Annotated in this window: 21 protein-coding genes; 4 read left to right on the top strand and 17 right to left on the bottom strand. The window is 28.4% G+C overall.

Features of this window, described 5'->3' with window-relative positions:
* Nucleotides 1-2: 2 nt before the first annotated feature.
* Both pseC and pseB read right to left on the bottom strand, forming a co-directional pair.
* Complete coding sequence (gene pseC, locus CRU93_RS09680) at nucleotides 3-1,136, bottom strand: UDP-4-amino-4,6-dideoxy-N-acetyl-beta-L-altrosamine transaminase (protein WP_129104005.1); 1,134 nt, start codon at nucleotides 1,134-1,136, stop codon at nucleotides 3-5.
* Nucleotides 1,133-2,128, bottom strand: coding sequence for a UDP-N-acetylglucosamine 4,6-dehydratase (inverting) (gene pseB / locus CRU93_RS09675; RefSeq protein WP_129104004.1), 996 nt, complete (start codon nucleotides 2,126-2,128; stop codon nucleotides 1,133-1,135). The genes pseC and pseB overlap by 4 nt, the downstream gene beginning before the upstream one ends.
* A 183-nt stretch (nucleotides 2,129-2,311) precedes the next feature.
* Here pseB and recA point away from each other — a divergent pair, with 183 nt between their 5' ends.
* From recA to CRU93_RS09655, 4 genes are all read left to right on the top strand, one after another.
* The gene (gene recA, locus CRU93_RS09670) at nucleotides 2,312-3,340 is read left to right on the top strand and encodes a recombinase RecA (protein WP_129104003.1); all 1,029 of its coding nucleotides are present in this window, start codon (nucleotides 2,312-2,314) and stop codon (nucleotides 3,338-3,340) included.
* A gap of 146 nt (nucleotides 3,341-3,486) precedes the next feature.
* Nucleotides 3,487-4,761 carry a phosphopyruvate hydratase gene (gene eno / locus CRU93_RS09665; protein WP_129104002.1) on the top strand — a complete coding sequence of 425 codons (1,275 nt, stop codon included), beginning with the start codon at nucleotides 3,487-3,489 and terminating at the stop codon, nucleotides 4,759-4,761.
* Nucleotides 4,762-4,766: 5 nt separating this feature from the next.
* A complete protein-coding gene (locus CRU93_RS09660; protein WP_129104001.1) occupies nucleotides 4,767-5,009 on the top strand; it encodes a septum formation initiator in 243 nt (80 codons plus the stop codon).
* Complete coding sequence (locus CRU93_RS09655; protein WP_129104000.1) at nucleotides 5,006-5,710, top strand: AMIN domain-containing protein; 705 nt, start codon at nucleotides 5,006-5,008, stop codon at nucleotides 5,708-5,710. The genes CRU93_RS09660 and CRU93_RS09655 overlap by 4 nt, the downstream gene beginning before the upstream one ends.
* 12 nt (nucleotides 5,711-5,722) lie before the next feature.
* Here CRU93_RS09655 and CRU93_RS09650 read toward each other — a convergent pair whose 3' ends face one another.
* From CRU93_RS09650 to CRU93_RS09580, 15 genes are all read right to left on the bottom strand, one after another.
* A complete protein-coding gene (locus tag CRU93_RS09650; RefSeq protein WP_129103999.1) occupies nucleotides 5,723-6,889 on the bottom strand; it encodes a cation:proton antiporter in 1,167 nt (388 codons plus the stop codon).
* Between the two features lie 14 nt (nucleotides 6,890-6,903).
* Complete coding sequence (locus CRU93_RS09645) at nucleotides 6,904-7,767, bottom strand: biotin synthase (RefSeq protein WP_129103998.1); 864 nt, start codon at nucleotides 7,765-7,767, stop codon at nucleotides 6,904-6,906.
* On the bottom strand, nucleotides 7,757-8,269 hold the full coding sequence (locus CRU93_RS09640; RefSeq protein ID WP_129103997.1) for a metallophosphoesterase: 513 nt from the start codon (nucleotides 8,267-8,269) through the stop codon (nucleotides 7,757-7,759). The genes CRU93_RS09645 and CRU93_RS09640 overlap by 11 nt, the downstream gene beginning before the upstream one ends.
* Nucleotides 8,270-10,648: a type I DNA topoisomerase gene (gene topA / locus CRU93_RS09635; protein ID WP_129103996.1), complete on the bottom strand. Its 2,379-nt coding sequence runs from the start codon at nucleotides 10,646-10,648 to the stop codon at nucleotides 8,270-8,272.
* A 69-nt stretch (nucleotides 10,649-10,717) separates the two neighbouring features.
* Nucleotides 10,718-11,488: a UDP-N-acetylmuramate dehydrogenase gene (locus CRU93_RS09630; protein WP_129103995.1), complete on the bottom strand. Its 771-nt coding sequence runs from the start codon at nucleotides 11,486-11,488 to the stop codon at nucleotides 10,718-10,720.
* A complete protein-coding gene (locus CRU93_RS09625; RefSeq protein WP_129103994.1) occupies nucleotides 11,485-12,351 on the bottom strand; it encodes a menaquinone biosynthesis family protein in 867 nt (288 codons plus the stop codon). The genes CRU93_RS09630 and CRU93_RS09625 overlap by 4 nt, the downstream gene beginning before the upstream one ends.
* Nucleotides 12,352-12,440: 89 nt before the next feature.
* The gene (locus CRU93_RS09620) at nucleotides 12,441-13,622 is read right to left on the bottom strand and encodes a glucosaminidase domain-containing protein (protein WP_129103993.1); all 1,182 of its coding nucleotides are present in this window, start codon (nucleotides 13,620-13,622) and stop codon (nucleotides 12,441-12,443) included.
* Nucleotides 13,623-13,695: 73 nt separating this feature from the next.
* A complete protein-coding gene (gene nuoN / locus CRU93_RS09615; RefSeq protein ID WP_129103992.1) occupies nucleotides 13,696-15,177 on the bottom strand; it encodes an NADH-quinone oxidoreductase subunit NuoN in 1,482 nt (493 codons plus the stop codon).
* Entirely contained in the window at nucleotides 15,174-16,700 is a 1,527-nt protein-coding gene (locus CRU93_RS09610) for an NADH-quinone oxidoreductase subunit M (RefSeq protein ID WP_129103991.1), read from the bottom strand. Before CRU93_RS09610 ends, nuoN begins: the two co-directional genes overlap by 4 nt.
* Before the next feature lie 11 nt (nucleotides 16,701-16,711).
* Nucleotides 16,712-18,574, bottom strand: a complete 1,863-nt coding sequence (gene nuoL, locus CRU93_RS09605; RefSeq protein ID WP_129103990.1) for an NADH-quinone oxidoreductase subunit L — start codon at nucleotides 18,572-18,574, stop codon at nucleotides 16,712-16,714.
* A gap of 3 nt (nucleotides 18,575-18,577) precedes the next feature.
* Complete coding sequence (nuoK, locus tag CRU93_RS09600) at nucleotides 18,578-18,877, bottom strand: NADH-quinone oxidoreductase subunit NuoK (protein WP_129103989.1); 300 nt, start codon at nucleotides 18,875-18,877, stop codon at nucleotides 18,578-18,580.
* On the bottom strand, nucleotides 18,874-19,434 hold the full coding sequence (locus tag CRU93_RS09595; protein WP_129103988.1) for an NADH-quinone oxidoreductase subunit J: 561 nt from the start codon (nucleotides 19,432-19,434) through the stop codon (nucleotides 18,874-18,876). Before CRU93_RS09595 ends, nuoK begins: the two co-directional genes overlap by 4 nt.
* 8 nt (nucleotides 19,435-19,442) lie before the next feature.
* Nucleotides 19,443-20,066: an NADH-quinone oxidoreductase subunit NuoI gene (gene nuoI, locus CRU93_RS09590; protein ID WP_129103987.1), complete on the bottom strand. Its 624-nt coding sequence runs from the start codon at nucleotides 20,064-20,066 to the stop codon at nucleotides 19,443-19,445.
* Nucleotides 20,067-20,075: 9 nt separating this feature from the next.
* Nucleotides 20,076-21,068 carry an NADH-quinone oxidoreductase subunit NuoH gene (gene nuoH / locus CRU93_RS09585; RefSeq protein ID WP_129103986.1) on the bottom strand — a complete coding sequence of 331 codons (993 nt, stop codon included), beginning with the start codon at nucleotides 21,066-21,068 and terminating at the stop codon, nucleotides 20,076-20,078.
* Between the two features lies 1 nt (nucleotide 21,069).
* Nucleotides 21,070-23,538, bottom strand: a complete 2,469-nt coding sequence (locus CRU93_RS09580; RefSeq protein ID WP_258238886.1) for an NADH-quinone oxidoreductase subunit G — start codon at nucleotides 23,536-23,538, stop codon at nucleotides 21,070-21,072.
* Nucleotide 23,539: the final 1 nt, after the last annotated feature.

Below are 23,539 nucleotides of genomic sequence, written 5' to 3'. Positions count from 1 at the left end.
ATTTAACCTTTTTCTAAAATTTCTATCAAATTATGCAAAACATATTTTTGATCTTCTTTACTCAATTTTGGGAAAATTGGTAAAGATATTGCTTTTTTGTAATAGTTATTCATTACAGGTGTTTCTTCATCACCATAACCTAATTGTTTATAATATGGCTGTTGATTTATAGGAATATAGTGATATTGTAAATAAATACATTTTTCTCTAAGTTTTAAAAATAACTCTTTTTTTGTAATATTACATTTGTCAAAATCAATTAAAATCACATATAAATGATATGAACTATTTTTTGTATATGCATATAAAGGTTTTATATACTCAATTTTTTCAAAAAACTCATCATATTTTTTGGCTATTTTTCTTCTTTTTTCTAAAAACTTATCTAATTTTTCTATTTGAGAAAGACCTAAGGCACAAGCAATATCAGTTAATCTATAATTAAATCCCAATTCATTCATTTCATAAAACCATGGTGCTATTTCTGTTTTTGATACCATACCGTGGTTTCTTAATTTCAATGCTTTTTTATATATTTTTTTTTCATTTGTTAAAATTGCACCACCTTCACCTGTAGTTAACTGTTTTACAGGATGAAAAGAGAAAACACTTATATTACTATTTTTGCAACTGCCTGCTTTTACTTTATTTTGTGATGCTCCAATTGAATGTGCACAATCTTCTAAAATTTTAATATTATAACTCTTTTTTAAAAAAGCAAGTTTTTCTTGATTTACTGGATTTCCTGAAAAATGAACAACATAAATTGCTTTGATCTTATTATTTTTTAAAAGCTCTTCTTCACATAAATCTAAATCAATATTTCCATCACTTTGTATATCAACAAAAATAGGTTTTGCTTTTGCATAAAGAATTGAATTTGAAGTTGCTAAAAAAGAGTTAACTGTTGTAAGAACTAAATCACCCTCATCTAAAAGTATTAAAGAACTTAAATGTAATGCTGCAGTTGCATTTGATACACTTACACAATATTTTGCACCTGTATATTCACATAAAGCATTTTCAAACTCTTGAACTTTAGGTCCTGTTGTTAAAAAATCACTTTTTAATACATCTTTTACTGCTTTAATATCTTCTTTTGTAATTGATTGTTTACCATAAGGAATATTTTTCATTGTATTTCTTTTACTAATTTTAAAAATTCATCTTTTTCCAGCCATTTACTATTATTACCTGAATTATACTCAAATCCTTGACTAACATGTTTCCCAACTTCACCAATTTTATTTTTACTAAAATCAACTTGATTAGTAAACTTAATTGTGGGAGCTATTACATAATGGTCATCAAACTCATAAGTCAAATGTGAATCATCTGCAGGACACATTATTTCATGAAGTTTTTCACCTGGTCTAATTCCAATTATTTTATGTGGCAAGCTAGGAGCTAGAAATTTAGCTAAATCTACTATTTTAATTGAAGGAATTTTAGGAACAAAAATTTCTCCCCCATGCATTCTTTTAAAATTTTTAAGTACAAAATCAACTCCACTTTGCAGGGTAATTATAAATCTAGTCATTCTTTCATCTGTTATTGGTATTTCAGTTGCATCTGAAGCTATCAATTTTTGAAAATATGGGATTACAGAACCTCTACTACAAATTACATTCCCATATCTTACAACCGAAAATTTTGTATCTTGATCGCCAACTAAATTATTAGCAGCAACAAATAATTTATCACTTGCTAATTTTGTAGCACCGTATAAATTTACAGGATTTGCAGCTTTATCAGTTGAAAGTGCGATTACTTTTTTAACTTTATTTTCAATCGCAGCATCAATGACATTTTGTGCTCCATTTATATTTGTTTTAATACATTCCATTGGATTATATTCTGCAATTGGAACATGCTTTAATGCAGCCGCATGTATAACATAATCTACACCTTTAAATGCTTTTTTTAATCTCTCTACATCTCTTACATCTCCAATAAAATAACGCATGCATTTATCATTAAATTCTTGTTCCATTTCGTACTGTTTAAGTTCATCTCGAGAATAAATAATTATCTTATTAGGCTTATATCTTTTCAAAATTGTTTTAGTATATTTTTTACCAAAACTTCCAGTTCCACCAGTAATTAAAATATTTTTTCCATTAAACATAATACAAACCTTAATTTTTTGTTCTATTTTACATCATATTCTCTTTATAATAGTTAATCTTACTTATAATTATTACCTAGCAAAAATAAAAACATTACAAAATGCAATAAAAACTTATAATTTATATTTTTTTCGCTAGAATTCACAAATAAAATAAATAAACCAAAAAAATTAGGAAAAGAAATGGATGAGAATCAAAAAAAATCACTTGATTTAGCAATAAAACAAATTGACAAAGCCTTTGGAAAAGGTACTCTTATCAGACTTGGAGATAAAGAAGTTGTTCCTACTGAAGCAATTTCGACAGGTTCATTAGGACTTGATTTAGCTTTAGGTGTTGGTGGTCTTCCACAAGGTAGAGTGATTGAGATTTATGGACCTGAAAGTTCTGGTAAAACAACTTTAACATTACATGCAATTGCAGAGTGTCAAAAAGCTGGTGGAGTTTGTGCATTTATTGATGCAGAGCATGCTTTAGATACTATGTATGCAAGAAACTTGGGTGTTGATATCGATAACTTACTTGTTTCTCAACCAGATTATGGTGAACAAGCATTAGAAATTCTTGAAACTGTAGTAAGAAGTGGTGCTGTTGATTTAGTAGTAATCGACTCAGTTGCAGCACTTACTCCAAAAGTAGAAATTGATGGAGACATGGATGACCAACAAGTTGGTGTCCAAGCAAGACTTATGAGTAAAGCTCTTAGAAAAGTTACAAGTATTATGAACAAAATGGGAACAACTGTAATTTTTATTAACCAAATTAGAATGAAAATTGGAATGACAGGTTATGGAAGTCCAGAAACAACTACTGGTGGGAATGCACTTAAATTCTACTCTTCTGTAAGACTTGATATTAGAAGAATTGCTACTCTTAAACAAGCTGAAGAGAGTATTGGAAATAGAGTTAAAGTAAAAGTTGTAAAAAATAAAGTTGCACCTCCATTCAAAATTGCAGAATTTGATGTAATGTTTGGAGAAGGTATCTCTAAAATGGGTGAATTAATCGACTACGGTGTAAAACTTGATATAGTTGATAAAGCAGGAGCTTGGTTTAGTTATGGTGATTCTAAAATTGGTCAAGGAAAAGAGAATTCAAAACAATTTTTAAAAGATAATCCAGAAATTGCAAATGAAATTGAAGCAAAAATTCTTCAAGCTATGGGAATAGATGATGAAGAAAAAGTTGAAGAAGAATCAAACGAAGATTAATACTTTTAAAATCTCAATACCAAAAAAGTAACTACTTTTTTGGTATTTCTTACTAAATAAAAAACTATAAATATACTTATCAAAGCAATTATCAATTAACTTTTTTATATAATATCTAAAATTTTGTAACTTAATTAGGAGACACAGTGGTATATATTGATAACGTTTACGCTGACGAAGTTTTAGATTCAAGAGGAAACCCAACAGTAAGAGCAACAGTAATCTTAAGTGATGGAACAAAACAATCTGCAATTGTTCCAAGTGGTGCTAGTACAGGGAAAAGAGAAGCATTAGAACTAAGAGATGGTGATGGCAGATTTTTAGGGAAAGGTGTTTTAAAAGCAATTGAAAATGTAAATACATTAATTGCGGATGAATTGATTGGTTTAAGTCCATATAATCAAGCAGAAGTTGATGCTACAATGAAAGACATTGATGGTACAAGCAACTACTCTAAACTTGGAGCTAATGCAGTACTAGGTGTATCAATGGCAACTGCAAGAGCTGCTGCAGCATCTTTACAAATTCCATTATATAGATATTTAGGTGGAGCAAATGCAATGACTATGCCTGTACCTATGTTTAATATCATAAATGGTGGAGAACATGCAAATAACTCTGTTGACTTTCAAGAATATATGATTATGCCTGTGGGATTTGAAAACTTTAATGATGGATTAAGAGCAACTTGTGAAGTTTATCACAATCTTAAAAATATCATTAATGAAATGGGTGAAAGTACAGCAGTTGGTGATGAAGGTGGATTTGCTCCAAATTTAAAATCAAATGAAGAACCTATTCAAGTTATACTAAAAGCAATTGAAAAAGCTGGATATAAAGCTGGAAATCAAATTGCTATTGCATTGGATGTGGCTGCATCTGAGCTGGTAAATGATGAAGGTAAATATGTACTTAAATCAGAGAATAAAGAGTTAACTTCTGAACAGATGGTTGCATACTATGAAAACCTTTGTTCAAAATATCCAATTGTTTCTATTGAAGATGGATTAAGTGAAGATGACTGGGATGGATGGAAAGTATTAACTGAAAAGTTAGGCAATAAAATTCAACTTGTTGGTGATGATTTATTTGTTACAAATGCATCTATTGTTGCAGAAGGTATCTCTAAAAATATTGCAAACTCTGTACTAATTAAACCAAATCAAATTGGAAGTGTTAGTGAAACTATGTTAACTGTTAGATTAGCACAAAGAAATAATTATAATTGTGTAATGTCACATAGATCAGGGGAATCAGAAGATGCATTTATTTCAGATTTTGCAGTTGCTTTAAATTGTGGTCAAATCAAAACTGGTGCGACTTCAAGAGGTGAAAGAAATGCAAAATATAATAGATTATTAGAAATTGGTGCAGAAGTTGCATATGCGGAATATTTAGGAAAAGCTCCTTTTTCTAAATAATTTAAATGAAGCGTAACATTCATGAAATAAAAAGATTTAGTGTAATAGCAATAGGTTCTATTGTTGTTACGCTATTTCTTAGTTATCATGTTGCAATACTTTTGTTTGGAAGTAATTCATTAGATGTTTATAACTCTTTAAAAGATAAAAGGGTATATTTAATCAATGAAATAAAAAGATTACAAGAAGAAAATGCCCATTTACAAAAAGAGTATTTTGAATTAAAAAACTTGGAGCCAGAACAATGAAAAAGCTATCTTTATTTATAACATTACTAATTATCTCATCAAATCTTTATGCAAGAGAGAATCCCTTTGTAGCAACACAGTCATACAATGAAGAAGTTGCAAGACTAAATGAAATAAGTGACACATATCCAGATGAATTTGACGGTCAAGAAAAACAGTATATTGAAGAAATTCAAAACAAAATGAAAAACGCTGATAGTATAAATAAAGATACTAAAAGTAATCAAAAGGCTAAAAAAGCTAAAGAATTAACAGAAGATAAAATCAAAAATCTTATCACTCAAGCACAAGAAAAAACTGTTAAAGAGACAAAAAAGATTGTTCAAGAACTAAAAAAACAAAAAAAAGAAGAGATTATTTATGTTAAACCAAGAACAGATGTTACTATGGAAAAACAAATTCTTCCTTTTGTAAAAATTGAATATACAAATCAAAAACTTGATTTATACTCTAAATATAAAGTATTTAAAAAATTTACACTTCCAAATCAAAATAAAATCATTTTGGATTTTTATGCTAAAAAGAATTTTTATACAAAAAGAGAAGATTTAAACTCTACAAATTTCACAAAAGTTACAGTAGGAAATCATCAAAAAGACAAATTTTTTAGAGTTGTAATTGAACTTACAAGTACTCCTGATAATTATGAAGTTACATATAGTGATGGACACGTTACAATTTATAGATTAGAGCAAATGTAATATTTGCTCTTATCAATCTGCTACAACTTCATCTTTTATTTTCAATACACTTACCAAAACTCTAATAAATATCATTACAAGTAATACTTCTAATATTGATGCTAAAATAAATGCATAATAATAAAACTGTGTAATTGCATGATTGTGGTATGCTAATGTTGTAACTGCAATTAAAAGTGTTAATGGCATAGCATGAGATAAACCTAACATAAAAAATCTATTTAAACCCATTTCTTTAATAAATAGTAATGAAGCAACAACTCTAATAATAACCATCGCTAATACAATCAATAATGCAGTCTTAATCAAACCATCTTGGAATAATTCATGTAATTCAAAAGATGAACCTACATATATAAAAAATATTGGCACTAACCATCCAAAACCAAAGTGTTCCAATTTATGTGGAAGTAATTTATTATGCTCAAAGAAAGTAGTAATAAATGTACCTGCTATAAATGCACCAAAAGCAACTTCTAATTGCAAATAAAGCATAACTGCAATCATAACAAAGAATATAGCCATAGATACTCTAATATCTTGTTCTTGATGATCTTGTGTAGGCATTAAATATGTTTTTATTTCTGGGTACCACCATATCACATTATTAAACAGTCTATAAATAATTGCCATTAATACCATAAAACCAGTAAATAATAACATCGTTTTATAAAATTGCCAAGTAACGCCAAACTCTAAAATTGCAGAAACTGTTGTCAAGGCAATAATTGATACTATTTCACCAATAAGCCCAACAACTATTGACATTCTAATCCAATCTGTATTTCCATACTCTTTTTTCAGTGCAGCAAGTAAACCTATTGAGATTAAAGGTAATGTAACAATAAATATATTCCCCAATTTAAAATAAAAAGTAATTAAAGCTGAAAGTGAAAATAGTATCACATTATATACTAATGCTTTTTTTAAAATATTTGGGGGAGCATGAATAAGTTTTCTTAAATCAACTTCTAATCCTGCTAAAAACATTAAGTATAAAAATCCAAGTTCCGCGACTAATTCAAAAATTGTGTTTTCATGTATAAAAGAAAAATATACAGCAAGTGACCCCATCATTATTTCGATGGGAATTGTAGGTATTTTTAATGCCTTTGATAAAAGAGGCGATGTAAAAATAATTACAGACAAAGATATAATAATTAAAATTTCATCACCCATTAATAATTCCTATATTATTTAGTTTTTGTTTCAAATTCTTTAGTAATTGAAAAACCTAATTTTTCAAGTGCAGCAATGTCATCTTTTGGTGTTTTACCTTGTGTAGTTAGATAATTTCCAATTACAAATGCATTTGCACCTTTTTCAAAAATTTTATACTCTTCTTCACCAAACATAAGTTCTCTTCCACCTGCAACCATAATTTTCTTTGCATTAGGAATCATTTTTCTAGCTAAAGTAATAAGCTCAAATGCTTGTTGTCTATTAATTGTATTTTCAACTAATGGTAAAGCTTCATTAGGATGAAAAAAGTTCAAAGGAACATTCATAGGTTCTAAAGAAGCTATTGATTCTAGCATAGATTCTCTTTGCTCTTGAGTCTCACCCATTCCAAAGATTCCACCACAAATAAGTCTTAATCCTACTTCTTTAACATTTTTACATGTTTCATATCTTTCATCCCATGTATGTGTTGTACAAATTGTTGGATAAAAATCTCTAGCTGTTTCAAGGTTATGATTATAAGCATCAATTCCAGCTGCTTTTAAAGTCTGTAATTGCTCGATTGTAGCAGTTCCATTACATGCAATTAAAACTAAACCTAAATTCTCTTTTTTAACTGCACGTGCAGCTTCACATACAAATTCTAATCTTTTTTGAGTTAAACCTTTTCCAGCAGTTACTAAACAAAACCCATTTGCATGATTTTCTCTAGCTTTTTTTGCTTCTTTAACAATTTGTTCAATATCTTTTCTTTTATATCTTTCAATATCTGCTTTATATTTTACACTTTGTGTACAAAATTTACAGTCTTCATTACATGTACCACTCTCTATATTACAAATAGCACATAAAAATATACTCTTATTATCGCTCATATTTAAACTCTTCTTTCTTAAAATTATTAGTATTTATATCTTTATAATAGTAGTTAATTATATACTCATTTTCATTAATTTCTAGCAATACAGCCTCACTTAGAGGTTTCTCTCTTGCACAGACTTCACCTGGATTAATAAATAAAGTACCATTATTATAACTACACTCAAACTTATGTGTATGACCAAAAATTACAATATCACTATCTGCATTTAAATAAAATGGAAGATGCATCAATTTAAATTTCACATCTTTTATTTTAAAGTAATATGGCTCTTTTTTGATTTTATACTTACTTGATAATGAAATTAGAGCATTATCATTATTTCCAAAAACAGTAACATATACTAACTTTGAATTTTGTAATAACTTTAAATTATCTTCAATACATAAGTCACCTGCATGAATTAAATATTGTGCACCACTTTCTTTTAAGTGATTAATTACAAGCTCAGTATAGTCACTTCTTGTGTGACTATCTGATAAAATTCCTATTTTCATCTATTTTTTTGTAGTACTGCTCGTACTTTTTTTAGTTGTTGTAGTTTTTTTTGTTGTAGTTTTTTTTGCTGTTGTTTTCTTAGCTGTTGTCTTTTTTGCTGCAGTTTTTTTAGTCCCTTTAGATTTAGGGTCTTTTTCAATTATTTCTTGGCACTCTTCAAGTGTTAAATCCTCCGCAACTTTGCCTTTTGGTATTTTGAAATTTTTTCTTCCTTGTTTTATATATGCTCCATATCGACCATTTAAAACTTGTATTTTCTCTTTTTCAAACTCTTTTATTGTTGCTTTTGCTTTTGCTTCATCAAGCTCTTTAATAACTTCTAATGCTCTTGGTATTTCAATTGTATAAGGATCATCATCTTTTAATGAATAAAATTTACCTTTTGCTTGTAAATAAGGACCAAATCTTCCTATATTTGCTACAACATCTCCACCATTTTCATCTTGTCCTACAACTCTTGGTAGATTAAATAAATACAATGCTTCATCTAAAGTTATTGTATCCATATTTAAATGTTCTGGAATCGCTACAAATTTTGGTTTCTCTTCATCATCTTTTGTTCCTATTTGAACAAAAGGACCAAATCTTCCAACTCTTGCACTCACTGGTTTTCCTGATTTTGGATCTGTTCCAATTTCTCTTACTTGGGCATAATCTTCTTTATTTACACTTGTTTCTTTATCATTAATTCTTTTTTTGAAATCTCCATAAAAATCTTGCATCACTTGTTCCCATGCAATTTTTCCTTCAGCAATTTCATCAAAATCTTCTTCTATTTTTGCTGTAAACCCTAGATCAATAATCTCTGAAAAATGGTCATTTAAAAAACTATTTACAACTTCTCCTGTAGGAGTAGGAGCTAATTTTTTATCTTCAGTTTTTACAACATATTCTCTTTGTTGAATTGTAGAAATAGTTGGAGCATAAGTTGAAGGTCTACCAATTCCTTCACTCTCTAATTTTTTTACTAAACTAGCTTCAGTATATCTTGCAGGTGGTTTTGTAAAATTTTGTTCTAAATCTAATTTTTCAAGATTTAAGATAGTTCCAACTTTAACTGTTGGTAAGATTTTTTCATTACTTTCTAAAGCATTTTCTGGGTTATCACTACCTTCTGTGTATGCTTTCATAAATCCTGCAAAAATAATTCTTTGTCCCTTTGATTGAAACTCATACTCTTCATCTTTTCCAGCACTTATTTTATAAGTTGTATTTGCAATTTTTGCTGCACTCATTTGTGTGGCTAAAGTTCTTTTCCAAATTAATGAATATAATCTATATTGTGCATTTTCAACATAAGGTTTAATATCACTTGGTTTTAAAGCTAAATTAACAGGTCTAATAGCTTCATGGGCTTCTTGTGCACCCTTTGCTTTAGACTTATATGCTCTTGGCTTACTTAAAGAGTATTCTTTGCCATATTCTTGTTCAATAACTTTTTTAGCTGCTGTTGTTGCAACCGTTGAAAGATTTAAAGAATCTGTTCTCATATAAGTAATTAAACCACCAGTATGATTTGGGATATTGCCAACATTACCTTCATATAATTGCTGTGCTATTACCATTGTTTGTTTTACTGAAAGTCCAATTTTTCTACTTGCTTCTTGTTGTAAAGTTGAAGTTGTAAATGGTGCTGCAGGATTTCTTGAAGACTCTTTTTCTTCAATATCTGCTAATTTAAAATTACCTTGATTAATTGAAGACTCAATAGCCTTTGCTTCTTGTTCATTTTTAACTTTTATATTTTTGCCATTGTGTTTTGCAAGTTCAGCTTTAAAGCTAGGGTCTTTATAATCAGCTTTTATTTTCCAAAACTCTTCTGGTATAAATTTTCTAATCTCATTTTCTCTATCTACAATAATTTTAACTGCAACAGATTGAACTCTACCAGCACTAAGTCCATATCTTACTTTTTTCCATAATAAAGGTGATAACTCATAACCAACAGCTCTATCTAAAATTCTTCTTGCTTGTTGTGCATCAACTAAGTTTTTGTCAACATCTCTTGGGTTTTGGATTGCTTTTAAAATTGCATCTTTTGTAATTTCATGAAAAACAATTCTTTTTATAGGATTTTTCTCTATTTTAAGTGCAGGAATTAGATGCCATGCAATAGCTTCTCCTTCCCTATCCTCATCGGCCGCTAGGTAAATAACTGTATCTTTTGTTATTTGTTTTTTTAAATCTGCTATTACTTTTCTTTTATCCGTAGAGACTAAATATTGGGGTTTAAAATTATCATCTGGATCAAAACCAAGTTTTGATTTTGGCAAATCTCTTACATGCCCCATTGACGCCATTACGGTATAACTTTTATCTAAAAACTTTGATATTGTTTTTGCTTTTGCTGGTGACTCCACTATTACTAAATTCTTCAATTTTTTTAACCCTTAGCCATTTTTTAAAGTGCAAAGTGTATCATAAATTATTCTAATAAAAAATAAAGCTTAATAAATTACAATCTCTTCTTCTAAATTTATACCAAATTTTTCTTTAACTCTCTTTTTTGCTAAGTTTATTAAATAAATAGCATCTTCAAAAGTTCCTTTTTGATTATTTACTAAAAAGTTTGCATGTTTATTAGAAAAAGACATTCCACCTTTTTCGAAACCTTTCAATCCAACTTCTTCAATTAACCTACCTGCAAAATCACCCTTTGGATTTTTAAAACAACTCCCAGCACTGGGAATTTGTGGTTGATTATCTCTCATTTTATTAAACTGTTTTAATTTATCTTTACTAAATCCACTTTCTATTTCTAATACTACTTCATATATTATAGTATCTATTTTTGTATCTCGATACGAATATGAAATATCCTGTTTTTTAATATACCCATCTTTAGTTTTTATACTAATTATATGATTAAAAATCTCCCAAGATTTCAATCCTGCATTCATTTTAGCAACACCACCCATAGTTCCTGGAAGCTTTGCTAAAAATTCTAAGTTTGCAATATCATTTTTTCTACAGTAACTTAAAACTTTTCCTGTACTTGTAGCACATCCAATAAAAAGTTTATTACCTTCTTGTTTTATATAATCAAAATTTGAACCTAAAATTGCAAACTTTTTATCGCTATTAGAGACTAAAATATTATTTGCTTTGCCAATAATAGTATGATCATCAAAATCGCCAATTTCATCGATTACTTGTACATCAACAATTGGTCCAATTTTGATTGAAGAGTATCTTGAAAAATCTATTTGTTTAATCACTTGTTTCTTAAGTCCTCATATTCACTTGGAATTAAAAACTCTTTTGCTTTTACTAAATTTTCGTAAAAACCATGTTTATATCCAAGTTCAAATAACTTATCTAAAGCTTCATATTGAACTTCACTTAAATTGATAGATTCATCATTTGCATATAAATCTAAATATGTATCAAGCGTAGGAGCATCAACTCGTATAAGACCTTTTTCTAAAAGCATTGTTGCTAATACTTTTCTATTTTTATTTGCAACATCAACAGCTTTTATTAGTGTATTTTCATAATCAATAGCACTATGTAAAGGAAGTGATCTTCTAATACACATTCCACCTAAAGGTAATGGAAGTCCCCCTCCACTTAGTTCTTCCCAAATATCCCAGATTTCTCTTTGTACTTCTAACTCTTCACTATAATTTAATATAGATTCATGAATTAATACCCCAGCATCAACAGTTCCATCTAAAACAGCTTTTTCAATATCAAGAAAATTCATATATGTTATTCTTGCATCAGGATATGCTATTTTAAATAGAAGTGCATTTGTAGTGTATTCTCCGCTAAGTGCAACTTTAAAGTTTTTCTTTAATTTTGCGTCTTTTTTCTTTATTAGTTTTGGTCCATACCCTTGACCAAAAGATACAGCAGTTTTTAATAGTGCATAATCATCTTTTACAAATGGATATAAAGCAAAAGAAATAGCACAAATATCATATTCACCTTTTAATGTAGCTTGATTTAATGTTTCAATATCAGCTGCTATATTTTCAAATTTTGCATCTTTTGCAGTAACCCAACCAAATTTAATTGCATAGTACATAAAAATATCATCAGCATCTGGTGAGTGTGCAACGCTTATTGTTTTCAAAATATTTCCTTAATTTATTGTATATTTATCAAAAAACGATTTTACCAAGTTATGGTTTATCTTTAGGTTAGTTGTAAACAAAGTAGAGATTTCTACTTTGTTTGTTTATCTTCAATATTTTTAGTATCTAATTTTTCTTTAGGTTCTATTTTTTTAATTGTAGACTTTTTTTCTTCTTTTATGTTAGTTTTTTCTACAGTGTCTTTTTGTTCTTTTGTATTAGTTTTTTCTGTAGAGTTTTTTTCTTCTTTCACTTCTTTTGTATCAGTTTTTTCTGTAGAGTTTTTTTCTTCTTTGGCTTCTTTTGTTACTAATTGTTCTTTTTTCTCATCTGCAGTTGATTCATCAGATTCTTTTTGTTTTTGCATAACCTCTTCTTTTTGTATATCTTCAGAAGTAGTAATATCTTCATTGCCAGCTTGTTCTATAGATTTTTTTTCTAAATCTTCTTCTTCTTTTTGCTCTTCTTTTGTCAATTTTACATCTTCTTTTTGAGTTACAAACTCTTTATCATCATATTTTGTAAAATCATTATATTTTATTACAGAAGCCAACTCTTTACCATATAAAGCTTTCTTTTCTGAGTATCTATTTAGTTTTTTTACTAATAAATAAGGATTTGGATTTTCAAAGTTTTGTTTTCTAAAAGCTTCAAATGCAGCACTTTTTGATAATGTTTCATAATAATCTCTTATTGCATCTTTTACAGTTGCATACTTTTTAAGCCAAATTGTTTTTGAACCTCTTTTACTATTTGCAGCAATTCTAGGCTCATTTTTATTAAATGACCACACACCAAACATATTATTTGCTTCTTTAAAGAATCTTGACTGACCCCAAGCACTCTCCATTGCACCTTGCGCTAGAGCAATTGACATTGGGTGAGGTTTTAATGCATATAAAAGTTCTTGATCTGAATTAGTATCATAATACTCTTTTAATTTTTTTATTTCATCACTAGTTTCTTTATTATCAATTAATTTTTTAACTCTCAAATATCTAGTTTTTAAATCATTATAAACCTCTTTTAATGGAGGTAACATCATAGAAATAAATCTTTTTTTCTTAACAGAAACAGGAACCTGTTTTTTCTTTGTATATTTTACTAATTGTATTTTTAGTTTATTTTCGCTTTTTTGTAGTATTTCTATTTTTTTATTTAGTTTTACAACTTCTTTTTTTAACTGATTAATTTGCTTATTTTGAAGTTGAAAAAAATACCCAAATAAAAAAAGTACAATTATACTCATACCAACTAAGTAATTTTTTTTCATAATATTTCCTATATGTGTTTATATAAGTGTATCAAAATATCAATAAAACTAATTTTTATTGATATTTTTTATATTAAAACCCCGATATTTGAGTATAAAAAGAGATTATTTGAAGTAGTGGTTCAACTATAAAAATAGCACAAATTGTAAAAATTGCACTTATTATTGCAACAAATTTTATCATTTGCGTCATATTTACTAATTGAATTGTATTTTCATCTGGTTGTTTTAAAAATATTGCCACCACTGGTTTTAAGTAATAAAATGCAGCAATAGCTGAATTTAGAATCATTATAATAGCTAAAATAATATGTCCTGCATTTACAGCATTTCCTATTAAATAAAGTTTACCCCAAAATAAAGAAAATGGTGGAAGTCCAGCTAAAGTAATCATAAATACACCCATCAAACAAGCAATTAATGGTGAAGTTTTAATTAATCCTTTATATTTTTCTAAAGTATGGTCACTTCCATTATTATAATCTTTTGTTCTTTTTAACCAAAGAATTGAAAATGCTCCTAAATTAGCAAGAAAAAACATTATCCAATATAAAAAAAGTGACTCAGTTGCTTGTGTTGTACCTATAAGTATTGCACTCATTGCAAAACCTGCATTTGACACTGAAGAATAAGCTAACATTCTTTTTATATCATTTTGTAACAGTGCAATTACATTTGGAATTGTCATTGTAAGAACTACAATAACATATAAAATTAATTCAATAAACTTATCATCATGAATAATAAAAATCTCAAAAAATCTTAATGCAACTATAAATCCAGCAATTTTTGGAACAACTGAAATAAAACCAGCTAAAGCTGAAGTTGAACCTTCATAAACATCTGCAACCCAAAGATGAAAAGGAAAAAGTGATAACTTAAATCCTAATGCTGCAATAATAAAACAAGCCCCTACTAAAGTAATAAAATAGTTTGAAAAATTATTTGCAGTCAATACTTGTGAAATTTCAGATAATTCTACACTTCCCGTTTGGGCATAAAAAACCATTGAACCAAATGCAAAAAAGGCAGTACTTAAAGCACCCATTGTAAAATATTTAATTGCTGCTTCTATTGCAGTTAATCTATTATGCATTGCAATCATAGTATATAAAGCCATTGAAGATGTTTCAAGAGAAACAAAAATCAAAATAAGACTATCTGAAGTTACCATAAACTGAAAACCTGCAACTACAAATAAATATAATGCAAAATATTCGGGATATCTCAACTCTTGAAATCTAAGCTTATTAAAATATAATAAAACAAAAAATATTGAACCTACAATTATAATAATTTGTCCTAAAGTTGCAACTCCATCAAATAATAATAAGTCAAAAAATCCTCTTGTATCAGAATCAAAACCTAAAACAAACCCTAAATCAATAAGTAAAGCTAATACTGTTAACATTATGTAAAGTGATTTATCAAGTTTTTTATTTGATAAATCAATACATAAGATTAATAATCCTGCAATAATAGCTACAATCATAGGAGAGATTGTAGCAAAATTTAAACTTAAAAAATCAATTGTTATTTTTGGCATTTCACTCATTTTTGCACTCCTATGCTATTTACATTTACTAGCTTGACTGCTGTATCATTATCTAATACCTTTGCATGCATAATCTTAACCATTTTAGATACAGAATTATTTGCTGGTTCTAATATTGGTTTTGGATAAACCCCTAAGAAAATAATTAAAATAACTAAAGGAATTAAGGCAGTTAACTCTTTTTTATTTAAATCTAATAATTTCTTATTCTCTTCATTCGTTACTTCACCGAAAAACACTTTTTTATACATTACTAACATATAAACTGCACCTAAAATTATTGTCATTCCAGCTACCAATGCTAAGACTGGCGAAGTTCTAAAAAATCCTAATAAAGATAAAAATTCACCAACAAAACCTATAGTTAAAGGAAGTCCAATTGCTCCCATCATTACAAATGCAAACATGGTTGCATATTTTGGCATCACTTTTGCTAATCCACCAAAATCACAAATTAATTTAGTATGTCGTCTATCATAAATTACTCCCACAAGTAAGAATAATCCACCAGATACAATTCCATGTGAGATCATAAGAAAAATTGCACCACTAATTCCCTCTACATTTAAAGCAAAAATACCTAAAATAATAACACCCATATGTGAAACAGAAGAATATGCAATTACTTGTTTCATATCTTCTTGTGCATAAGCCACCATTGCAGTATATATAATTGCAATTAATGATAATATTGCAACTGGTATCACAAAAAAAGAACTTGCATCAGGAAAAAGTGGTAGAGAAAATCTCACAAATCCATATGTACCCATTTTTAAAAGAACGGCTGCTAGAATAACTGAACCAACTGTTGGCGCTTGCCCATGGGCATATGGTAACCATGTATGAAATGGGAACATTGGTACTTTAACTGCAAAACCAATAAAAAATGCAATAAATAACCACATTTGTAAATCAAATGGCAAAATTAGCATGTTCCAATCTTGAATATTAAAACTCCAATTTCCAGTAGTTTGGTAATATACATAACCTAAATATAGCATACCAACTAACATAATTAAAGATCCCAGAAATGTATATAAAAAGAATTTAATTGAAGCATAAATTCTAAGGTTTCCACCCCATGCTCCAATAATATAAAGCATAGGTATTAGTGATAATTCCCAAAATAAGTAAAAAATAATTGCATCTAAAACAACAAATACACCCACCATTGTCATTTCTAAAAACAAAATTGTAATAATAAGATTTTTTATAGCTCTTTTTTCACTTAATGCAATTAATGCAATCATCGACATGAATGTTGTCATCAATATTAAAAATAGTGATATCCCATCAATTCCAACAATATAATTTATCCCATACGATGGAATAATTGGTATATTTTGAGTAAATTGCATGTTTGGGTTTTGTACGTCAAAATTTACATACATAATTATACTAATAATAAATTCTATAAGAGTAACAATAATTCCATAAACTCTTATAGAATTACTATTTACCATAAAACCTATAAATGCTGCAAAAAGAGGAAAAAATATCAAAATCGATAAAATATAATCCATAAAAAAACCTTTTATTTAAAAATTGCAAGCGATGCAATTAATATTAAAATAAATAAAACACCTGCTGTCATAATTTTCAGACTTTGAGATAAATTACTTGATTGAATAACAACAGAATTTTCACCTGTTTTATAAATAAACTTAGCAATAAAATCAACTATAGCATCAATAATTTTTACATCTACTACTTTAAATGCAAATTTTGAAATTAAAAAATATGCTTTACAAATGACTTTGTCATAAAATAATGGAATAAAATATTGATTTGTTAATACTTTATAAGAAAAAGTCTCTTCCCATGATTTAGAAAAACCACCTTTATTGTATTTATAAACTGCAAGTAATATTCCACCAATAGCAACTAAACTTGTTAATGCAATTAGAATATATTCTGTTGAATGAACAATAGTTGTTGATTCCCAATTTGGTAATAAATAAGTTACTAATCTTACAAAATAGTGTTCAAACCAACCTGCAATTGAAGCTAAGATACCAAGAGGAATCATTGCTGCAATAACAAATGGATAAGTTTCATGTGGATGATAGCCATACTCTTCATAAGTTGGCTTCATAAAGAAAACTCTCATTATAAGTCTAAATGAATAAAAAGATGTAAGGCCTGCAGTAATAAGTAAAATCCCCCATAAAAAAATTGCATTTTGATCAAATGCTACTTCTAAAATCTTGTCTTTAGAGAAAAAACCTGCAAAAGGGAATATACCTGAAAGTGCTATTGATGCAATTATCATAATAATTGCTGTTGCTTTCATTTTTTTATACAATCCACCCATTTTTCTAATATCAAGTTCATTATTCATAGCATGCATTACATTACCTGCACCTAAAAATAATACCGATTTGAAAAATGCGTGAGTAGCAAGATGGAAAAGAGCAACCCAATATGCTCCAAGACCAGCTGCAACAAACATATATCCTAATTGAGATAAAGTTGAATATGCAATGATTTTTTTCATATCATTATTTACTAAAGCCATACTAGCTGCAAAAATAGCAACAAAGGCTCCTAAACAAGCAATAACATATCCAACTTGAGGAACAGTTGTATAAATTTCATTTGTTCTTACAAGTAAATAAACACCAGCTGTTACCATTGTTGCTGCATGAATTAATGCAGAAACTGGCGTTGGTCCTTCCATTGCATCAGCAAGCCATGTATGAAAAGGAAATTGCGCAGATTTTCCCATAGCCCCAATAAATAAAAAGATTGCAATAGTAACAATCAAAGACATTGGTAAAGAGTCTATATTTGCAAATACAATTTCATATTGTAAACTTCCAATATTCCAATATATAAAGAAAATTCCAACTAACATACCTAAATCAGCAATTCTATTCATAATAAAAGCTTCATTTGCTGCCCAAGCTGCTGAGTTTTTATGATACCAAAATCCAATTAGTAACCATGAGCAAAGTCCAACACCTTCCCAACCAATAAATAATCCAGCAAAGTTATCTGACATTACTAGAATCATCATAGAAAAAACAAATCCACTTAAATATGAAAAATATCTATTAAATCCTTTGTCATGATCCATATACCCAATTGAATGAATATGAACCATTGTTGAAACAATAGTAACCACACTCATCATTACAATACTTATATGATCAACAACAAAACCAAAAGGAATATCAATATTTCCAACTTTTATCCAATCAAGCATCCTCACATGAACTATACTATCAGTTGTATAAATATAATAAAGTAAGTTAAGTGAGGCTATCATAGAAATAAATAACATTAATGATGTTACTACTCCTGTAATAATATTTTTTTTACTCATAGAAAATAGTGCAGCAAATATAGAGCCAACTAAAGGAGCAAATAATGCTATATATAAATATTTTTCCATGATTTATCCCTTTAATCTTTGCATGCTATCTAAATTTATGGTACCAGTTTTTTTATACCATAAAATCAGTAATCCAAGTCCTATTGCAACTTCACTTGCAGCAATAGCTATAATAAAAAATGCAAACATTTGCCCAGTTAAGTCATTATGAAATTTTGATATAGCTGCAAGTGCAATATTTACAGAATTTAGCATTATCTCTGTTGAGAAAAAAAGCATTATAAGATTTTTTCTTCTAATAACTCCAAAAAGCCCGATACAAAATATAAGAGTTGATAAAACTAGATAAGCATTTAAACTCATAACTCTTCCTTTTCTAAATTTTCAATTTCCTCTTCTGATAATTCAGAATATGAAATATCCATTTTCTTACTTGCTAATATAATCCCACCAATCATTGCAACAAGTAGCATAATTGCAGCAACTTCAAAAGGAACTAAATACTTAGTAAAAAGAACAACTCCTACATCTTGCGTATTACCCCACTCGTGATGAATTGGTAAATTTGCTTGTATATTTTCTCCAATTATAGGAAATATAAAAATCAAAACAATAATCAATGCAATAATCCCACTTAATAAAAATACTAATCTAGGATTTTTAATCTGCTCATCAACAACAGATAAAGAATCAAAAAACATCATACCAAATGCATATAAAGCCATTACAGCACCTGTATATACAACTATTTGTACTGCTCCTAAAAATTGAGCATCAAGTAAAAAGAAAAATGCCGAAATAAAAATCATTCCTGCTGCTAATGTACTTAATGCATATAAAGCATTATTTGTAAAAACAGTAATACTAAACATTGCAATAGTTAAAAAAGCAAATAGATAAAAAGCAACTATTTCAAACATTCTGTCTCCTAGTACTGTAATGGAGTCTTTTTGATTTTTTCATCAGCATCAGGAGAAACTGAACCAAAACCTTCATACTCTTTTTGTAAATGTAATTTATCAAGAGGTGTTAAAAAGTCCTCTTTTAAACCAAAGTGAGCTCTTTGTTCACTTGCATTCTCATATTCACTTCCATGAACAATTGCCAATTCAGGACAAACCTCAGCACAGTATCCACAAAAGATGCACCTTCCAAGATTAATTGTGTATTCTAAAACCTCTTTTCTAGAGTTTTCATCTATTTTTGTATCCATTTTTATACAATTTGAAATACAAATTTTTTCACAAAGTCCACATCCTATACATCTATTTTCACCTGATTCAAGTAATGCAAGTAATTTATGTACTGCTCTATATCTAGGACCAATAGGTAATTTTTCAGCTGGATATTGAACTGTATGCATTTGTCCTTTAAAAAGTGCTTCTTTCATCATATTAAAAGTAATTTTCAATCCTGTAAATAGTTCACCTTTTAAACTTCTTTTTACAACTTGTTTAAAAACTTCACCATTTGTTTTAGGATAATTATCTTCTTGAACAGTTATATAGTTTTGTTGTCCTACATTTCTATTTTTAAAATCTTTCATCTGCATTTTTTGCTCCTAAAACATCATAACAAAACCAGTAATAACAATATTTATTACTGCAAGTGGCATTAAGATTTTCCAACAAAGCCACATCAATTGATCAGGTCTAATATGAGGCCAAGAAGCTCTTGTCCACAAGAAAAAGAAGATTAAAAACATTACTTTTAAAATGATTGCTAATCCTCCAGGAATAAACCATAAATCATTAAATCCCCCAAGAAAGACTAATGAAACTATAAAGCAAATTGTAAATAGATTTGCATATTCACCTATAAAGAACATTCCCCATCTAAGACCTGAATATTCTGTTGCATAACCTGCAACAATTTCAGCTTCATGCTCTAATAAATCAAATGGTGTTCTATTTGTTTCTGCAAAACCTGCTATAACAAATAAAATAAATGCTAAAGGTTGAGTCCAAACTAGCCATGAAGTAAAACCACCACTTTGATAATTATTTATATCGATTAAAGAAAGACTTCCCACCAACATAAGAGGTGCAAGTAAAGCTAAACCAGATACTACCTCATAAGATAGAAGTTGAATAGCAGTTCTTGCTCCCCCTAATAGTGACCACTTATTTGCACTACTCATACCTCCTAATAAAGGTCCATATAATCCAACAGAGGCTACTCCCATTACAAATAAAATCCCTACATTTATATCAGATAAAATTGGTCTTACTGTATATCCAAACATTTCAAACTCTGGAAGAAAAGGAACTGCACTCATAGCAATAAATGCAGTTGCAGCTGTAATAATTGGAGCTATCATAAATACAGGTCGTGCTGCATTTTGAGGAACAAAGTCCTCTTTTGTAAATAATTTAATACCATCTGCAACAATTTGTAAAAGACCATAAGGTCCTACATTTGTAGGTCCTAATCTTCTTTGCATAAAAGCTAAAACTTTTCTTTCGATATAAGTAGTAAAACCTGCTAACGCAGAAAATACTGCTAATATAACAATTGCTTTTATAATAGTTTCAATAATAATACTTGTTTGCATTCTATGCCTTTACAATCTTAGCTTTTGAATATCTATATGAATCAAAAAACTCTTTTGTATCTATAGATTTGTCAAATGTCGAAATATATGCTATTTTTCCTTCAAGTTGTTTATCTACATATACATTGAGTTCCAATGTTTTAGTTTTTGCACTAACAATCACGCTACTATTTTCAATAATTCCTAACTCATCAAGAAGTGATTTTGAAACATACATTCCAGTTTTTGCTTTATTTTTAAACTCATGTGAAATTGCAACAAATTCATTAAATATATTAATTGGATTTGCTCTATAAATAATTATTTCATCATTATCAACAATAAAATCTTTAAAATCAGAAATATGATTTAATTCACTTATTTGATCAGATACTAAATTATCAAGTACATAACCTCTATATTCTTGCCTATCATTTGAAAAATAGTTAGTTAAAGAATCAAACTCAATTTCCTTAAACCCTTTTGATATAGGAAGTTGTTTTGTATATTCAATAGTAAACTCTTTTTGTTCATCTAATAATTCATTTGCAATATCGTTTAATACATATCCATTATAAGGAAGTGCTGCATTCGTTGGTACCACTTTTTTATCTATATTTACAAAAGTTCCTTCTTGCTGATTTAATGCAGGGATATCTAAATCACCATCACCTAAAGCACTTAATTGAAATTGAGCTTTTTCGTTATATCCAACAGTAAAGCCCTCTTCTTTTTCATCAAGTTCACAAATTAAGCTAACTCCTAAGGTATTTGTTTTTGTAGGAAGAATTACTACATCAAATTTTGTATATTTTTCTATTAATGCAGTTAATTTTGCAAGGTTTTTCCAGTTAGGATGAAATATCAAATCCTCACCAATAATTAATGTAAACTTATCTTTTTTCAATAACATTGAATCAATTAATTCATAAAAAGTTTCATCTTTTCCTATTTCATCAAGAAGTTTTGAGTAGACATATTTCACCTCTGTCTCAACTTTTTTAGTAACCATTTTTTTTACTTCTTTTTTTTCACCTGAATTTTCATCAACTATATTTTCAACTATTTCTTCTTTTTTATTTTCAAGAACAACTTTAACTCTTTGCTCTTCTAGTGATTTTAAATATTGTTTAATATTTTCAGGTAAGTTTTCATTTGCAAAAACATCAAGAATAAAATATAAGATTGACTCTTCTTTTAATGGCTTATGAAAAATAAAATCTGTAGTTTTCCCTTTTTTACCAACTTTTTGCATAGCGGTATCTTCTAAAGGATGAAAATATAAAGCACTTCCTTTATTTAAAACAACTGAATTATTAAATGCATATCTTGCATTTGGTAAATCATGTTTTAAAAATGACCCAACTGAAATTACAAAGTTTGATTCATGTATATCTTTTAAATCTGCACTATAAAGAGATTTACCTGTATTTTTTGAATACTCTTTTAAAAATCTTTGATATTTAAAAGCATCATCATTTACAAGTTTAAAACCTAACTTTTCTTTTAGTTTTTGTAAAATTAAAGCCTCTTCATTTGTAATGTAAGAATTAAATTTCACACTATTTGCTTTTTTAAATGCTTCTATTGCTTCTTGAAATGCTTTATTATCTTTTGATTCGACTTTATTTTCAAAATCATAAGCAAATCTTGCTGCACCATTTAAAGATACATAGTGATGATCATTTGTTACTCTATAAATTTTCTGAGTACTATGTTTCTCAATTGATTCATGTTTTTTTTCATAATACATTAATGCACAGTCACTTGAATGTGGATTTGAAGCAGGAATTTTTGTTAATTCCCAAGCATTTGATTTATATTGAAAATCATTTGAAACCAATGCACCAACAGGGCAAACAGAAATACATTCCCCACAATCTGTACATGAGTTTTCATCAAATCCAATCAACGATTTATTAAGCTTATTCCACATTGAATAAGCATCTTTTGGCATACTATCTTTAAATGTTTTTTCAATTGCTTCTGAACCTCTTTTTACTGTACTTAAAGCATTTGAACCTATCATATCTTTACATACAGTTACACATTTCTCACAAACAATACATAACCCTGGGTCATAATTCATAACTCCCCAATGTTGAGCTGGTCTTGGAACATCTTTAATTGAATAACTTTGAGAATCAACTTTCATATATAAACTATAATTTTGTAATTCACACTCTCCACTTTGGTCACAAACACCACACTGCAGAGGATGATTTACGTCATATACTTCCATTATTGCTCTTCTTTCTTTTGCAATATTTTCAGTAGTAGTTTTAATATCCATGCCCTCTTTAGCTTTTGCATTACATGCATATACTTGTTTACCATCAGCTTCTACAAGACACAATCTACATGCTAAAGTTGGACTACATCTTGTCAAATAACAAACAGCAGGAATAAATATTCCATTTGCTCTTGCTATATTTAATAAAGATTCACCCTCTTTTGCTTTACAAAGTTTTCCATCAATATTTAAAGATATT

This window comes from Arcobacter sp. CECT 8985, assembly GCF_004116495.1.
Taxonomy (GTDB): domain Bacteria; phylum Campylobacterota; class Campylobacteria; order Campylobacterales; family Arcobacteraceae; genus Malaciobacter.
Note: the sequence above shows the minus strand (reverse complement) of the source record. Positions and strands in the feature narration are given on the sequence as shown.

Excerpts from the sequence above, each read along its gene's own strand:
- pseC (WP_129104005.1), bottom strand. The coding sequence starts at position 1,136 with ATGAAAAATATTCCTTATGGTAAACAATCAATTACAAAAGAAGATATT.
- pseB (WP_129104004.1), bottom strand. The coding sequence starts at position 2,128 with ATGTTTAATGGAAAAAATATTTTAATTACTGGTGGAACTGGAAGTTTT.
- recA (WP_129104003.1), top strand. The coding sequence starts at position 2,312 with ATGGATGAGAATCAAAAAAAATCACTTGATTTAGCAATAAAACAAATT.
- CRU93_RS09660 (WP_129104001.1), top strand. The coding sequence starts at position 4,767 with ATGAAGCGTAACATTCATGAAATAAAAAGATTTAGTGTAATAGCAATA.
- CRU93_RS09655 (WP_129104000.1), top strand. The coding sequence starts at position 5,006 with ATGAAAAAGCTATCTTTATTTATAACATTACTAATTATCTCATCAAAT.
- CRU93_RS09650 (WP_129103999.1), bottom strand. The coding sequence starts at position 6,889 with ATGGGTGATGAAATTTTAATTATTATATCTTTGTCTGTAATTATTTTT.
- CRU93_RS09645 (WP_129103998.1), bottom strand. The coding sequence starts at position 7,767 with ATGAGCGATAATAAGAGTATATTTTTATGTGCTATTTGTAATATAGAG.
- CRU93_RS09640 (WP_129103997.1), bottom strand. The coding sequence starts at position 8,269 with ATGAAAATAGGAATTTTATCAGATAGTCACACAAGAAGTGACTATACT.
- CRU93_RS09620 (WP_129103993.1), bottom strand. The coding sequence starts at position 13,622 with ATGAAAAAAAATTACTTAGTTGGTATGAGTATAATTGTACTTTTTTTA.
- nuoN (WP_129103992.1), bottom strand. The coding sequence starts at position 15,177 with ATGAGTGAAATGCCAAAAATAACAATTGATTTTTTAAGTTTAAATTTT.
- CRU93_RS09610 (WP_129103991.1), bottom strand. The coding sequence starts at position 16,700 with ATGGATTATATTTTATCGATTTTGATATTTTTTCCTCTTTTTGCAGCA.
- nuoL (WP_129103990.1), bottom strand. The coding sequence starts at position 18,574 with ATGGAAAAATATTTATATATAGCATTATTTGCTCCTTTAGTTGGCTCT.
- nuoK (WP_129103989.1), bottom strand. The coding sequence starts at position 18,877 with ATGAGTTTAAATGCTTATCTAGTTTTATCAACTCTTATATTTTGTATC.
- CRU93_RS09595 (WP_129103988.1), bottom strand. The coding sequence starts at position 19,434 with ATGTTTGAAATAGTTGCTTTTTATCTATTTGCTTTTTTAACTATTGCA.
- nuoI (WP_129103987.1), bottom strand. The coding sequence starts at position 20,066 with ATGCAGATGAAAGATTTTAAAAATAGAAATGTAGGACAACAAAACTAT.
- nuoH (WP_129103986.1), bottom strand. The coding sequence starts at position 21,068 with ATGCAAACAAGTATTATTATTGAAACTATTATAAAAGCAATTGTTATA.